The 15,462-nt window shown below is 55.2% G+C and carries 14 protein-coding genes; 9 read left to right on the forward strand and 5 right to left on the reverse strand.

The annotated features are described in order from the left end of the window. The first annotated feature begins 38 nt into the window (after positions 1-38). The 3 genes from AC0B60_RS09600 to AC0B60_RS09610 are packed head-to-tail and all read left to right on the forward strand — an operon-like array spanning position 39 to position 2,442. Positions 39-683 (forward strand): TetR/AcrR family transcriptional regulator, encoded by a 645-nt coding sequence (locus tag AC0B60_RS09600; protein WP_465085590.1) that lies wholly within the window; start codon positions 39-41, stop codon positions 681-683. A 27-nt stretch (positions 684-710) separates the two neighbouring features. Further along, positions 711-1,373, forward strand: a complete 663-nt coding sequence (locus tag AC0B60_RS09605; RefSeq protein ID WP_465085591.1) for a DNA-J related domain-containing protein — start codon at positions 711-713, stop codon at positions 1,371-1,373. A 34-nt stretch (positions 1,374-1,407) separates the two neighbouring features. Continuing rightward, on the forward strand, positions 1,408-2,442 hold the full coding sequence (locus AC0B60_RS09610) for a polysaccharide deacetylase family protein (protein ID WP_465085592.1): 1,035 nt from the start codon (positions 1,408-1,410) through the stop codon (positions 2,440-2,442). A 3-nt stretch (positions 2,443-2,445) separates the two neighbouring features. Here AC0B60_RS09610 and AC0B60_RS09615 read toward each other — a convergent pair whose 3' ends face one another. The 4 genes from AC0B60_RS09615 to AC0B60_RS09630 are packed head-to-tail and all read right to left on the reverse strand — an operon-like array spanning position 2,446 to position 7,058. After that, a complete protein-coding gene (locus AC0B60_RS09615; protein ID WP_465085593.1) occupies positions 2,446-3,471 on the reverse strand; it encodes a MalM family protein in 1,026 nt (341 codons plus the stop codon). 53 nt (positions 3,472-3,524) lie between these two features. Then, a complete protein-coding gene (locus tag AC0B60_RS09620) occupies positions 3,525-5,150 on the reverse strand; it encodes an OmpP1/FadL family transporter (protein WP_465085594.1) in 1,626 nt (541 codons plus the stop codon). Between the two features lie 37 nt (positions 5,151-5,187). Beyond that, positions 5,188-6,198 carry a transporter gene (locus AC0B60_RS09625; RefSeq protein ID WP_465085595.1) on the reverse strand — a complete coding sequence of 337 codons (1,011 nt, stop codon included), beginning with the start codon at positions 6,196-6,198 and terminating at the stop codon, positions 5,188-5,190. A 59-nt stretch (positions 6,199-6,257) separates the two neighbouring features. Then, the gene (locus AC0B60_RS09630) at positions 6,258-7,058 is read right to left on the reverse strand and encodes a C39 family peptidase (protein WP_421844703.1); all 801 of its coding nucleotides are present in this window, start codon (positions 7,056-7,058) and stop codon (positions 6,258-6,260) included. 252 nt (positions 7,059-7,310) lie between these two features. On the opposite strand from AC0B60_RS09630, the gene malT reads away from it, so the two are divergent. Next, entirely contained in the window at positions 7,311-10,076 is a 2,766-nt protein-coding gene (gene malT, locus AC0B60_RS09635) for an HTH-type transcriptional regulator MalT (RefSeq protein ID WP_465085596.1), read from the forward strand. A gap of 7 nt (positions 10,077-10,083) precedes the next feature. On the opposite strand, the gene AC0B60_RS09640 is transcribed toward malT, so the two are convergent. Next, positions 10,084-10,404, reverse strand: coding sequence for a TraR/DksA family transcriptional regulator (locus tag AC0B60_RS09640; protein ID WP_465085597.1), 321 nt, complete (start codon positions 10,402-10,404; stop codon positions 10,084-10,086). A 130-nt stretch (positions 10,405-10,534) separates the two neighbouring features. Between AC0B60_RS09640 and AC0B60_RS09645 the strand changes: the two genes are divergently transcribed. From AC0B60_RS09645 to AC0B60_RS09665, 5 genes are all read left to right on the forward strand, one after another. Beyond that, the gene (locus AC0B60_RS09645; RefSeq protein ID WP_465085598.1) at positions 10,535-11,905 is read left to right on the forward strand and encodes a sodium:solute symporter family transporter; all 1,371 of its coding nucleotides are present in this window, start codon (positions 10,535-10,537) and stop codon (positions 11,903-11,905) included. 307 nt (positions 11,906-12,212) lie between these two features. After that, a complete protein-coding gene (locus tag AC0B60_RS09650) occupies positions 12,213-12,593 on the forward strand; it encodes a phosphopantetheine adenylyltransferase (RefSeq protein WP_465085599.1) in 381 nt (126 codons plus the stop codon). A 115-nt stretch (positions 12,594-12,708) separates the two neighbouring features. Then, the gene (locus AC0B60_RS09655; protein WP_465085600.1) at positions 12,709-13,344 is read left to right on the forward strand and encodes a LysE family translocator; all 636 of its coding nucleotides are present in this window, start codon (positions 12,709-12,711) and stop codon (positions 13,342-13,344) included. Positions 13,345-13,807: 463 nt separating this feature from the next. Then, complete coding sequence (locus tag AC0B60_RS09660) at positions 13,808-14,221, forward strand: hypothetical protein (protein WP_465085601.1); 414 nt, start codon at positions 13,808-13,810, stop codon at positions 14,219-14,221. Between the two features lie 118 nt (positions 14,222-14,339). Beyond that, positions 14,340-15,281: a DUF6414 family protein gene (locus AC0B60_RS09665; RefSeq protein ID WP_465085602.1), complete on the forward strand. Its 942-nt coding sequence runs from the start codon at positions 14,340-14,342 to the stop codon at positions 15,279-15,281. The last annotated feature ends 181 nt before the right edge of the window (positions 15,282-15,462 follow it).

The raw sequence follows: 15,462 nt of genomic DNA on the forward strand, positions 1-15,462 counted from the left end.
TTATACGCGTGCAAAAGTTCCAAGGACAGGATACAGACATGGATATGTTAGACACAAAACTGGAAGCCACCGGTAAGCGGGAATTCAACCGTATTCGCAATCGCAGCGCCATACTCGACGCCGCGAGGGAATGCTTCCGGGAACGCGGATACGACAATTCCACCATCCGCGACATCGTGCGCCGCACCGGCCTGGCGGCAGGCACCTTCTACAATTACTTTTCCAGCAAGCAGGACATTTTCGCAGCCCTGCTGACAGACTTTCTGAGCGGCCTCAATCACAACCTTACCGAGTGCCGAAAGTCCGCCAATTCCGCCGAAGACTTCATCTACTTCGCGTATCTGTCGCTGTTCCGGGCCACCGCCAGCGACCCATTGGTTTACGAACTCGCGCATCGTAACGACCGCGCCATTCGTGAACTGTTCGGCTCGGACATTCTCGGGCTTGCCATGCTCTCCCTCGAGGAAGACGTCAGGAACGCCGTTGAACGCGGCCTGTTGCCAAAGATGGACGAAGAGTACCTGTGCGCTGCCTTTTTCGGTGTGGGCTACGAGCTTAGCCTGCGCCTGGCCTACCGCGCCCATGACCGGCCCGCCGAAGCCGAGGCCGAAGCCAGGAATGCCACGCGGTTCGCAACTGACCTGTTCCTGAAAGGGCTCGGGCGGGATATGCCCCTTCCGTAACGGCGCCCCGTCGCCTACCATTGGGGCATGAATCAACCCGATACCGCAACGCAGGGCGCAAAGGCGCTGGATGCTGACACTCCCAATGAGACGCTGAATTTTCAGATTCAGCACCTGCTGGTCGCCACTGAGCACATCCTTCGTCGGCACCCAGCCGGAATCAACGAGCTGGGCCTTATCAAAACCCTGCAAAAGCCGCCCTGGGAACTGATTGGCGAGGTCAACTTTGGTGAACCGGACAAGCTCTACCCGGTTCATTTCCTGCTGTTCCATGTGCTGTACCGGCTACGGGATCAGCTTGCCGCTGGCGGCGAAACACTGACCATTTCGCCACTGGTGATTCAACTCCGGAACAGTGATGTTGTGGCAGGCACAGGTGTGCCCGACCGCATGGACGAGTTGCGAAAATTTTATCTTGACCTATCCAAGTACGAGCTGCCGGAAGACGCCATCAACCGGATGATGGATGACTTTTGGGCCGGGCGCAGTGGCTACCGGCCCGCAGCCACGGAGGCACGTGAAGCAGCGGCGGCCCTGGGTTTTGAATCCATTCCGCCAGGCTTTGACGACGTAAAACAACGCTTTCGCCGGGCAGTCATGCACGCACATCCGGACCGGGGTGGCGAAACCGAAGCCATCCAGGACCTGAACCAGGCCTTCGCCGTGCTGAAGGCACACTTTCGGACCTGATTGCAGCGGATATCACGATTTCAAGGACACCCCAATGGCAACACGAACGACGATCCGATCCCTTTTGCTTATGCCCCTTGCGGGATTCGCCCTGACCGCCAATGCCGATCTGGTGGTGCTTCAGTACCATCATGTCAGTGACTCGACGCCTTCATCCACCAGTACGTCGGTATCCCTGTTCCAGGGACAGCTGGATATGATCGAGGATCTTGGGCTGGAGGTCGTTCCGCTCGAATCGGGAACCCGTGCAGCGTTGGCGGGTGACCTGAGCGCCAGGTCCCAGATCGCCCTCACCTTTGATGATGCCTACGAATCCGTTTATTCACAGGCGGCGCCAGCCCTGGAAGAGCGGGGGTTTGAGTACACGATATTCGTAAACACCGACTCAGTGGGCAGTCATGGCTATATGACCTGGGATCAGTTGCAGGAGCTCCGGGACCGCGATGGGGTGACCATCGCCAACCACAGCGAGGACCACGGCCATCTTGCAAAACGCCCTGGTGAATCCTCCAGCGACTGGGAAGCACGTGTCGATCGCAGCCTGGATGAGGCCCAGGAAACACTCTCCGAAAAACTTGGCACCAACGTACCCATGTTTGCCTACCCCTACGGTGAGTTTGACGACGCATTATTACGCAAAATCGAAGCACGCGGCTGGCTCGGCTTTGGACAGCAATCCGGTGCCATCGGCGAGACCTCCGCCGCCACACGTCTGCCCCGGTTCCCGGTGGCGAATGCCTACGGACAACTCAACAGCCTTGAGAACAAATTACGCAGCAAGGCACTGCCGGTCGATGCCAACAAGCTGCCGGACGGCGTTATCTCGGAGAACCCTCCAGCCCTTTCGTTTACCGTACCGGAAACCATCAACGTGGACCGACTGAGCTGCTTTGCCTCTGGCCAGGGGCGCGTCGACTTCCAGGTATCAGGTGGAGATCACGTCAATCTCAAGGCGCCGAGAAGCTTTAACAGCCGCCGCTTTCGCTACAACTGCACGCACCCGGCCCCCGATGGAAGCTATTATTGGCTGTCACAGCAATGGCTTGATCTGAGCCAGCCGGAAGACTGAACGTCACTCTCCTGCTCGGGAGAGGCCGAGTTCACCCGTACGGGTGTGGGGTATGGCTTTGGGGCCGTATTTGCCCTCGATAACCGTCTGCCCCGCCAGATCCGCCTCGCGGGTGAAAATCACCATCCAACGCTCATCCCGGCTCGGGAATACCGGAATATATGAGTGAAGGTAGCCGTACTGATACCAGGATTCCGGGACAAAGCTCGCCACCAGGTCGGTTACGATTCGAACAGGAGAGAACGACGCATCAAGAAAGGCCACCGAGGGCACAAACATTCCATCGTGGTTGAACGACCTGAGGTGGAGAATGAAATCGGTGTATTGGTCCGCAGGTGGCAGCCTGACCAGACGGTAACGGCTTTCACCCGTGCTGAATGAATGGTGGGGTGCATTGTCACCCATGGACACACCGAATTCACGACCTTCCTGCCACTGCTCCGGCTCCGACCGTTCCAGCGCCTGACAGCACTGTCCCGACCATTGCTGGAAAAAGCTCTCCTCTCCGGGGCCTATTCCCAGGACCGCCATGGCTTCGGGGTCGGCGCCTTCGGGCAGGACCGGCAGCCCGACCGTTTCTCCCGGTTGGTGGATACTGGCCTCCGTCAGTTGAACCGGAGGCTTGATGCGCCCTTTCTCGACGGCAGTCCGGGTGTCCGGCTGGTAGTAGCTGACGCGAATGTTGCCCTGTGCATCGCGCCAGGTGAAATAAGGCTTGGGTTCCCCCGGACGGATATAGCCATCCTTTTCAAGCTGATTACCATCGGGGTAGTTCTCGAGGTTGAACTCTTCGTGATGCCCGGCAGGTGCGGCCTCCGCTGCTTCAGGGGGTTCATCTGCGCTGCCCCGGGCGGCATCGGCTTCTGCCTCAGAGCCCTCACCTTCATCGCTGGTGCTCTGCGGTATTGGCGAATGCCGTACACGCCCCTGCTCGTCCACCCAGGTAAAATAACCTTCCCGGCTGCCAGCAGCTTCGGAACCAGGCAACTGACAGCCGCCAAGCACCAGGGACAAACAAACGATAACCATAGAATGGCATTTGGACATCGGGGCAGAACACCCTGTTCGTAAACGCTTGCGCGTCAGAATTTGGTACGGAAACTGAGACCCGCCGTGACAACCCGCAACGAGGTTTTCACATCCAGCCCCGCGTAGGGGTTGTAGATGATATTGGTAATGTTGTCACAGTTTAGATTACAACTGCCGTTGGCAGGAACCGTTTCTATGGATTGCAGATAGCTCAGGTTCATGTCGATCTCGGTGTCCTTGTCCCACTGATACCCCATGCCAATACTGTAAAGATTTGCGCCACCGAATGGCGCCATAATCTGGCGCTGGTCGTCGGGAATAACGGAGTCGCGGATTTCCATGCCGGCACGCAAATCAAGCCGTGAGGAGGCGTGAAACTCCAGCCCGAAGCCCCAGTTCCATTGGTCAGTGAAACCCAGCGGCAATCTCAGGGTGTTGGGAGTGGCGTTCTGTGGCGACAGTATCCGCGCGGCGTTCAGGAATTCCAGGTTGCGGTCGAAGCGGAACACAAACGCGTCCCACTGCTTGTAATCCGTCCAGCCTACATCCACGTTCACGGTTAATTTGGGATGGACGTCGAGACTGATACCAGTCTGGAAGTGCTGGGGATAGGTCAGGTCCATGGAGACATTACCTGCCTCCCGCGGGGCGCCGGACGGCAGGCTGAGGATAGCCGAGGTGATAGCACCCAGTACGGAGCCATTCACGCTCTGCCAGAAACCGGACCAGTCATCGGTGTACTCGATTTCGAACGTACCCTTCATGTTCATGTCGGCTTCAGAGGTATAGCTCGCCCCCCAGGCGAACCACTCATTGGGCTCCCACATCACACCCAGTGCGTAGGTGGGTGACAGGGTTTCCTGCACATTGATGCTCAATGCACCAATATCATCCCAGGGCCCAACGTTACCCCCGCAGAGGGCAAGCCATGGCTGCAGGGGTTCATCACCGCTTTCACAGTTGAACGCGTCCTGGAGCACCTCAGCGACACCCAGCAGCATGTTGGGCGCGCGCATGTACTGGTCCGCGGCAACACCCATGTGCGACAGATGGATACCAGCACCCACCGACCACTCATCGTTGATCTTGTAACCAACGGTGGGTGACAGATAGGTTGTCCGTTGCAGGGCCGTGGCTTGCGGCATATAGCGACCAGGGTCGTCCTTGTCACGATAGAAGCCGGCCGCCAGCGGCAGGTAGAACGCATTGCCAAACGTCAGTTTCGAGCCTGGCGGATTGATGCTGATACCAGCGGACGGAGCCACCGCCGGGCCAGGCGGCGCGCGCAAGATGCCAAAGCCCGGAAGGTACAGGGCAACATTGTTGGTATGGCTGTGCGTGTTAGCGACCGGGTCCCGCTGTTCGCCGGTGAGGGGGTCGGTCTCCAGGCCATCAATGCCAAAAATTTCGTACCCATCCGGAGCGTGGAAATCGGCGTCAATGTCCAGGTAGACACTCATCAGGTTAACTTCAAGCTGACGTCCATCCAGCTTGGTCAGCCCCGCCGGGTTGTAGTGGATGGCCATAATGCCAGGCGGATCGGCCGTAACGGCGTTACCCAGGGCCAACGCCTTCGGATGAATGGTCAGGTTCTGTGCCAGCTGCGCCTCGACACCACAGGTCACCGAGGCTGCCATAATGGCAGCGGCAATCTGTCTCTTGTGGCTGGTTATTCCCATGAAATCTTCCCTTCCCGTAAAACGTCAGAGGCTGAACTCACTCTTTGAGACCTGAAAATCTGATGGGCAGGGACACGCCCAGCGAGAAATCAGGTGCGTCTTCGGTAAGGCCAATACCAAGGCTGGTGTTCACGATGGTGGTATCACTCACGCGGGTACCCAGCGACATACTGAGGAAGCCACTCATCTGGTCCTGAGCAACGGCCTGAGTGCCATCACTGAAGGACAGGATGGTCTGGTCGCTGTAACTCAACTGGGCTGAGATGCTGAGGGAAATATCGTAGGACAGCGAATAGGCGAATCCGGCGGAGCCGGAAAGCCCGAAGCCGGGTTCCAGTTCCTGTAACACCCTGGCGCCCCGGACTTGTTGGAGGTCCCTCTCAGGAAGGTTGTAGGTGGCGCTGGTAGACCCGAACACAACCACCGGGTCCAACACCTTTGAGAAGCTCAGGCCGCCGGCAACCGAGTAATATCCGCTGCCGGTGGACAGTTGCTCGTCTATATCAATCTCATAGGGACTGACACCCGTCTTGGTTGTAAAAGTGCCGAAGACCGTCGTGGACATCTTGCCCGGCACATAGGCGAAGGGCTGCCAGCGCGCGGTCGCGGAGATATCGCCGAAATCGTAGATGTTCAGTTCATCCTGAGTGTCGTATTTAACCACCAGGGGTATCCGCGCTCCGACGGTCAAATTATCCAACAGGCCATAATCGTAGGAAAACGCGTTGGTGAAGTTGTGGGTCGCGGACGGAACCACGTCGAGGTTACGAACAGAACCATCGGTAATGGCCAGGTCGAGACGCTGGTCACCGGTATAGGAGTAATCGAACGAATAGTTCAGGGAGTGGGTGCCCTTCTTCTGCAGCGAATAGCTGGTTTCGGCCGCCTGGAATACCTCTTCCAACTGCTTGGATGAATCCTCATCACCCTCCTGCCTGGCAAGCGCTTCCCTCGCCTCGTCCACGTTTCCTTCCTGCGACAATGCCATGGTTGGTAAAAGGCCAGTCACGGAAAAAAGGATAAAACCTCGCACTAACCAACGATTCATCCTGACTCCCTTATTTCTAATTGTATTGGTTCCTGTGTGCCGGCTTTGCGCCCGGCACGTTAATGCCGCCGGTAAAACAGCTGCTTCCGGGTATTCTCAACACTGCCGTCCGGATTATTCTTCTGGCGCTCCAGCATGTTTCTGATCCGGCGCTCCGTGGATTCATGGAATTCGGGTAACTTCTGCAATGCCAGCAACGTCATCGTCTGGTCATCGACAAACCGGAGGTCTTCTTCTTTCAACTCAAGGTAATCCAGCGGCTTGTCGCTGCCGGGAAATACAATAAAGAGCACGTTGTCGTCCCAGTTCTCTTCAAACTGGGCGAGTGTGAAGGAGATATTGCCGACCGCCGGATCGGCGAGATAAACCCGCCCATCGCGAATCGTCCGCAGCACCACGAAATGTTTGAAACCAGCGTGCTGAATGGGAACGATGGCCGGGTGATCGAGGTCAATCAGATCATCTATCGTGGCGCGGAATCCGCCAGAGGGATAACCCAGGGCGGTGACCAGGCGTTTCATATCGAGCATGGAAAAAGCGCGGCGCTGCACAATCCGTTCGCTTTCGCCGTAGTGAAGCAGCCCTTCCATGACTTGCCGCTCACCAAGGTTTCTACCAAGGTAAAAATTCAGAACCGTGGTCAACGCGGCGCTACCGCAGCTGTAGTCGTAAGCCTGACGAACGATGTTGCGAAACTTCTGCTCTACCAGCGGTTCAACCCGGGTGTCGGTTCTCAACTCAATGGGGCTGGTGTCGAAATCCTGCTCAATCACGATGGTGCCCTGTTCATAAGGCTCCACGACAACCGCCTCCTGGGCCATTGTAAAAGTGAGGATGGATCCGGCGAGTACCAGCAGCATGGTCAGACGAAGTCCCTGTTATTATTAGACATCACGTTTTCCGAGTTACATCTTGTTACGGTAAGATACCGAAATCGTTAACGCCTTAAAGATAACTGTGCCTCAAATCTGCCGCTGCAGAAGGGGCCCTCCCTGCCGGTTTTGAGAACTGGTTCATGCCCCTCAGATCGCGACAACGGGAAGTTGACGCAGAGCAACAAAGCCGGTATCACATTCGTTGCCACTGACTGACACCTATTACTGAAGATCCTGATGACAACAACACTGAATCCGGGACAACTGACGTTCATCGCTGCCAAAAACCAGAGCCCACAACCACCCCCCGCCCTTCTACACCGGGAAAAATTCAACGACCTTCTCCACGACCTGGAACCGGTAAGCCTGCTGCTGGTGCATGCGCCGGCTGGCTATGGCAAAACCACCACCGTGGCGGACCGTCTTGAGGATCTGGAGGCCACCAGCGCCTGGTATCGCCTGGAAGTCGGCGACAACGACCCGGCCCGATTTGCAGGCTATCTGGCCAAGGCACTTGAGGTTGCGGCTCCCGGCAGCTGCAAGGCCACGCTGCGAAAATTACAGGACAAGGGTTACGACACCCTTGAAAGCTTTCTCACCGATCTTCTGGCCGAGCTTCCTCTGGACGGGCTGGACGGGGGGCCGCTGTATCTGGTGCTGGACGACTATCACCTGATTGAGAACGAGGTCATCCACAACGCGCTGCGCTTCCTGCTCAGGCATCAACCCGCCTGCCTGACGCTCGTCCTGATCACCCGGACGGTGCCCCCCATTGGCGTCGCGCAACTGAGAATGCAGGGGCGGATGACCGAAATCACCCCACGGGATCTGGCCTTTGGTGCCGACGAAACACAGAGCTACTTTGACAGCCGATTGCCGTTTGAAATTTCACGGGAGAGCATCGAACGAGCTGTCAGACGGGTTGAAGGCTGGGTGTCGGCGCTCCAGCTTCTGTCTGCATCCGCACTGACCAGCATCGAATTCAACGATTTCGTGGATCAACTCGAGCATGGCAACCAACACATCTTTGATTACTTCGACGAACTGGTTGGGCAGGGATTAACGGAACAGCAGCGAACATTCCTACTGCGAACCAGCATACTGGACCGCTTCAACGCACGGATGGTCATGCGCGTCATGGACGACAGCAATGGCCAGGCTTTGCTCAGCGGTCTTTTGTCCATGGGACTGTTTATCACGCCCGTGGACAATTCCGCCCTGTGGTTCCGCTACCATCCGCTGTTTTCCGTCTACCTCCGACACCTGTTGAGCTGCACCACCGAGGAGAACCGGCAACAACTGCATCAGCGGGCCAGTGACGCCTGGCTGGAGCTGGACCACGCCGAAGAGGCCGCCCGCCACGCCATTGCCGCCGACGATACGGATCGTATAACCCGGGTGCTGACCATTCACGGCCGCAAATTTTTCACCGAAGGCCAGTTTATCCTGCTGCAGCGATGCCTGGATGCCCTGCCCCAGGATGTCATTGCTCAGGACCCAACACTGACGCTGCTGCGCGCCTGGGTGGCCCAGGGCCAGTACAAGTTTGACGAGGTTGAAAACTGGCTCTCCGCCGCCGAGTCCAGGCTTGAAGCCTCAATGACAGAAGATACCCAGCGCGCTGTGCACGGTGAGTTCAGTGCTATTCGGGCGCAGGTAGCCATGAACTATGGTGACGGTGAGCGCGCGCTGATCCTGGCCAGGGAAGCCATCGATCAGGAAGCCCGTTACCTGCCCACCTCCCGTGTGGCGGCTGCTTCAGTGATCGGGGAAGCACTGTTTGTGCAGGGTGAACTGGAAGAAGCCCTCGCCCGCATGCAGGAAACGGAACATCTCGCCCGCGCCCACCAGGCTCACCAGAACGTTATTTGGGCGCTGTGCCAGCAGTCTGAAATCAGTGTTGCCATGGGCTTGTTGCAGAAGGCCTACAACATCCAGGAACGGGGCTTCCAGTACGCCGAGGAAAACCACCTCAACCACCTGCCGATACTGGAGTTCCTGTTCCGCATCCGCAGCCAGGTCATGTGGGAATGGCACCACCTGGAGAACGCCGAGCGTTGTGCGCTCCAGGGCATCGAAATCCTGGAAGCCCAGGGCGAGCGCTGGTACGTGCAGAGCTATACGTCGTTGGCCAAGGTGGCCCATGCCAGGGGCCGGCAAAGTCTGTGTGCCGACTACATAGCCAAAATGCAGAAAATGCTCGCCTCTGGGGACTATCATCTGGATTGGGTCGCCAATGCCCATGCCACCATGCTCTCATATTGGGACGCGGTTCGAGACCGGGAGGCAATACAGCGCTGGCTGACCATTGCCCCACCCGTCGACCCCACCACCGCGACCAACCACTTCAATCAGTGCAACGGTCGCAACCGGGCACGGGCGTATATGAGTCTGGGTTTGTACAGCAAGGCGCAGCCTTTGCTGACAGGGCTGCAAGCCATAGCGGAACAGGTGGGGCTTAAAACCGACCTCAACCGCAACCATATCGCCCTGGCGCTGCTCTACTGGGACACCGAAGACCGCGAGAACGCCCTGAAGCACATGGTCGCCGCGCTCCAACTGGCCAGCACCACCGGGGCCGTTGGCAGCTTCCTGCGTATGGGCAAGGTATTGATCGTGATCCTGAAAGCGCTGATCAATGACGAGGCCATTGACGGAATGGAACTGCAGCGCGCGGAACGCCTGATCCAGTTGGCCCAGCAACAGCGGGATTTCAGCCGCGCCATCCGGATTTCACTGGACGAGGCCATCATTCAGGACATCATCGACCGGCCGGATGTGCCGGAACTGATCCGGACATCACCGCTTACCCGCCGGGAATGGCAGATACTCAGCCTGATCCATGCCGGCCTGTCGAATGACCAGATAGCCGAGCATCTGAAAGTCGCCTCCACTACGGTGAAGACTCATATTCGCAGCCTTTACCAGAAGCAGAACATTAGCCACCGGTCGGAGGCCATCGAATTGGCCAAGGACCTGCTCAGCAAGATTCAGGGGGAATGAAAGTGGATCAGTCTTCGGCGCATTTCACGCAGACGGTGGTATAGGGCAGGACCTGCAGGCGTCGTGGGTCAATGTCCTCGCCGCACCCTTCGCACTCGTCCCCGCGCCCTTCCGCAAGGCGTTCAAGGGCGTGTTCGATCTGGGCCAACTCGTTGCGGGTTTCCGTCTCCAGCGAATCAACCACTTCGTCATTCTGAGTCTGCACGGCCTGTTCTTCGAAGTCCTGTTCCAGCGCGCCATCCTGACGATGCTGATGAGCCTCATACTTCGCCAGGCGCGTCTTCAGGTCGGCACGCAGGGTTTCCAGTTCCGATTTGCGATTACTCATTGGGGCCTCCCCAGTCGGGACAGTTCCGGATGATCACTCCCTACAGTAAAGCATAAGACGGACGGTCAATCGCAGCCTCGCGTGGAATATGTCACTATTCATGGCTTTACGACTGGCGGAGACAATCACCATGCTTTACACCACCGTAGCTGCCCTGGCGGCTGCACTTTTTCTGTTTACCTGGCTAGGGTTACGGGCGCGATTGGCCGACGGCGGCCTGGATGATTACGTGACCGCCCGTAATAGCCAGGGCGCCAGGGCCCTTGGGCTGTCATTCCTGGCGTCGGGCATGGGTGGCTGGATCTTGTTTGCTCCGCCGGAAGTAGGCGCGCTGGTAGGGCCGGTGGCACTGGCCGGTTACGCACTGGGGGCGGCACTACCCTTTATCGTGTTTGCCTTCTGCGGCCCGGCCATCCGTCGTTACCTGCCTCAGGGTCGCAGCATTGGCGAGTTTGCCCAGGCCTGTTACGGCACATCAGTTCGCCGCTACGTGTCGCTGATCTCCGTACTCTACATGCTGTGCTTCCTCACCGCTGAACTGACCGCCATTGGCGCCATCACCTCACTGTTATCAGGCGTAAACGGCAACCTGGCGGTGCTTGGCGTAGCCCTTGCCACACTGATTTACACCACTTGGGGCGGCCTGCGGGCCAGCATCGTAACGGACCAGTGGCAGGCGTTCCTGCTGATCGGATTGTTGGCAATCGTCGGGTTCGTGGCAATGGACCGGTTACCGGAACTACAAATGTCTGACGCACCCTCCGCGCCAGTAGGCAGTGCCCTGGGCGTAGCCTTGACACTGGTAATCGCCGTAACGGCGGCCAACCTGTTCCACCAGGGCTACTGGCAGCGCCTGTGGTCCGCCCGCGACACCTCAGCGCTACGCAGCGGCGCCCTGCTGGGCGGCCTGGTCACCATTCTCGTGGTTGCCGTGGTCGGCGGCCTGGGCATTGCCGCCGCCATGAGCGGAGCGGATCTCGGATCACCACCCATTCCCTTCTTTGCGCTGCTGTCCGGCGCCCCCGCCTGGCTGACCATTCCCGCCCTGGTGCTGGCCCTCACCTTAGTCGCCTCGTCCGTGGACACACTCCAGAACGCCCTGGCATCCCTGGCAGTGACCGAGAAACAGGGGCTTTCCATTACATCAGCGCGATGGGTGACCGTCCTCCTGATGATTCCTGTGGTGATTGTGGCGCTCCAGGGCGTCTCGGTATTGAGGTTGTTCCTAGTTGCCGACCTGCTCTGCGCCACGGCGGTGATACCGGTATTAATGGGCCTGTGGAAACGCATGACCACCACCGCAGCCGTATTCGGTGGCCTGGCGGGCCTGGCCGGCGCGACTATTCCTGGCTGGGTGACCGGTGGCAGCCTGACGGCCGGCCTCCTGGCCGCCAGCTTCCCCGGTGGCATCCCAACCCTGGCCCCCTTCCTGGGCGCCTTGGCCGCTTCCACTGTGGTCAGTGTGGCGATAACGATGGTCTGGAGGCAGAACAGGCGCTGATTCTTCTGGTAGACCGTTCGTTGGAGTCATGAAAAATGATCGTGTCGACCATGATTTCTGGCAATACAACGAATTCCCGGTTAACCCTATTTAGAACATGGGGTTAGCCAAGCCTTCGAAAATAGGGATAGTGGTCGCAACGACCACTATCCCTACACTTTACTTCTGGTGATAATTTCTGGAACTGATTGACTTGACGGGATTTTCTGCCTAGTTTGAACTGAAATCTGATTAGAAATATGAGTCGCTGGAAAAGTGGTCGTGGGGACTCATATACAAATGTTAAATTCAGGGAGGAAAGGCAAACATGGAGAAAGTTGTCACAGGCCTGCTGGTGCTCGTAGGCATCATTCATCTCTTGCCCGTTTCCGGCGTTCTGGGTGTGGAGCGCCTTGCTACCTTATACGGCCTTTCGCTGGGTGAGCCCAACATTGAAATCCTGATGCGTCACCGGGCCATCCTGTTCGGGCTTTTTGGTCTGTTCTTGGTGTATGCCGCGTTCCAGCCATCGCTACAACTAATGGCAATCGTTGCGGGCCTTATCAGCGTTGTGTCCTTCATCGCTATTGCGTGGTCGGTTGGCGGGTACAATGAGGCCGTTCGCAAGGTGGTCGTTGCAGACATAATTGCCACCATCGCGCTCATTGCTGCAGGGGCAATCCATGTCGTCACCCGCAACCAAATTTAACAAGGCGCAGCAGTACGTGGCCTACGGCCACCGGACGGCTTTCAGCCGCCGCTGTGCTCAGCGTTATGTGTACACTGCGCTGACAACTAGATAGCCGCCCAATAGGAGTATAGGCATGTTCGACTATACGATTGTTCACTGGATGACATTTTTGTCGGCGGCAGTTCTTTTGAATATTTCGCCCGGTCCCGATATTGCGTTCATTCTGGGGCAAACTCTACGCAATGGTCGCCGACAGGGCTTTGCGGCTATGTTTGGTATCTGGACAGGAGCTGGATTGCATGTAGTTATGGCAGCAGTTGGGCTCTCGGCTATCCTAGCAACATCAGCCTTGGCATTTTCGATTGTAAAGTGGCTGGGCGCTGCGTACTTGATATGGCTTGGGGTCAAAATGCTGCTTTCGCGCGGCGAATCATTTGTTTCCGCTGGGGGATCAAATAATCTGAGTGGGTATTCGATTTATTGGCAAGGGGTGTTGGTTTCAGCTCTTAACCCGAAGGTGGCCATCTTTTTCCTCGCATTTTTGCCGCAATTTGTTGTTGAGGGTGCCGGTTCTAGTGGCGCCCAGTTGTTTTTCCATGGAAGCCTGATAATTGTCGTTGCTGCTCTCATCGAGCCTCCTTTGGTTATGGCTGGCTCTCGACTGGGCGCATTTTTGAGAACAAACCGGCGAATTGGGCTTTGGATGGATCGAGGCCTCGGGGCGCTATTTGTCGCTTTGGGAGTACGCCTTGCTGCGAGTAGCAAATAGTAAGCAGCCGAGGGTAGCTCGCCATCACATAACAATACGCGTCACTCGGACGGCCTTTTCTCCGCTTCGCTCCAAAAAGGCCGCCGGTGCGCTCCGCGTTATGTGTAGGTTGTAGGTCAGGATGAGTATCAAGATTTTGAAAAAGGGTACTTGGCTATACGATGGGACTGTCGAAAAACGGGTCGATATCGTCGGCCTTCCTTACGATTGGTGGTTTAGTCTTGCTGAGGCTGATGACATGCTAGAGCCAGGCGGGGAGCCCATGCCTCTTAATAAAGAAGGCCTTCTATACTACGTCCGTTTTAGGCACGCGGGGGAGGCTACCGAGCCAACTTGGGTCGATTCTGTAGGGTACCAAGACATTAACGGTGCCATCGCAGAAGCCGAGTCAAAAGTCACAGGGCGAATTCAGTGGCAAAACACATAAACAAATGTTAGAGGGCTGTAAAATCAATGGTGAATTATGGAAAATAGAAAAATAAAATGGCTGATTTATACAGTACTGGTTGGATTGATTCCGATTATCTCCAGATTTTTGGTGTGGGGTGTAACACAATCTGGAATAGTGAATATATTAGCTGCATCTGACTTTATAGCTTTCGGACTAGTCCTTCATATATCCAATATTAATGAAATAGAGCATTTGAGTGATTCTAATAAATCATGGAAAACAATACAGAACGGAACGTCTATTTTATTTATTGCTTTGTATAGCGTGCTTTTTTGTCTGACAATGTTGAGTGAAGGCGTTCCTGGCTTTGTTGATTCCCAAGTTATTAAAGCATGTGTAATAGCCCTAGCCTTCATTTCGTTTTCTATAAGCTTTTCTATATTCCATAGAATTTCAAATATTCAGAAATCGGAGGTTGCCCCATGACCACTCTTATTATAGTGGCTACAGCAGCTATCGGTATTATTGGAATCAGCGTCGTTACATGGTCAATACTCGACACGAGAAAGAAGTACTTTGATGAGTATGTGGAAAGGAAGAGAAAATGATTAAGAGCTTTATATATCTAGATGAAGAAAAAATGTACTCTTTATCATCACAGATATTTGAGGGAATTACAGAGTATGTGCTTAATGAGTCCGGATCTCAAAATCAAGAATCCGAAACTCAAAAAGGTCCCGTAGGAAGTGGCAAGGTATTAGCCGACGTTATAAAAAATAGTAGCAAATCTACAGAAAAGAAATTTCTACATGATTATTCATTGACTGTGTTCGAGCGATATTTAGAAGACAAAGGTCGTATACTCGATTTATCAACATCATCAATCAATGTGGATGACTTGAAATCTTCCATAAATGAGTATTCATTTATAAAAGTAAAGGCTAGAGCAATTTTTAGTGATGTAGATAAGATTACAGAGCTGTTTACAGAGTTTAATACAATTGGCGAGGCTCTAGCTCATATGGGAGCACATGAGGAGATTCAGAGAATAAAGCAGCAGCTTGATGATCTTAAGGGGCAAACCAATGATAGGAATGAAAAGTCGAGATTAGACGCGGAGTATAAAAGATTAACGAATATATCCAAATTGGCTAAAGAGCAGGGGCTTTATCAAGATCCAAAATTTATGAGTGATCTTGCACTGCTTACAAAGTATGGTTTCTCAGATCAATTCGAGATACGGCAGTCTTGTGGGCAGGTGATTTTCACCTCTTGCCTTAAGAAAGAATTTTTAAGGGAAAAAGAAGATTTACTTGTAAAGAAATATTCCAGAAAGACAGAAAAGGAAGTAGTTGTATTTGGAGTTATCTCCCAGGCTTTCGCTGCTAATGAGCCAGAGATAGACGATAGTCAGGACTTTTCTAATATGAAGGCTGCTTTAACTAATATTGTTGAGCACCTCACGAATATTGAAAATTCCATTTCTGGAAAACAAGAAAATGAAATCGTTATTGATCCTATTGCGGCATACTTTGAAGTGCAGTAACCCTCTAACAAACGCATCAATTAGGACGCTCGCAAGCTCGCGCCTATTACGCGAGCGTTGAGGCTGTAGAAAAACTCCGAATCGTGCCCCGGTTTTGCTAGGATCAGGCAAACGGACAAGGAGTCGTCAGATGCCCAAAGCCAAGCCCCGCTTCAAGCCCTACAACCCCGACCAGAACGCC

The sequence above is a fragment of the Marinobacter sp. V34 genome (assembly GCF_055524115.1).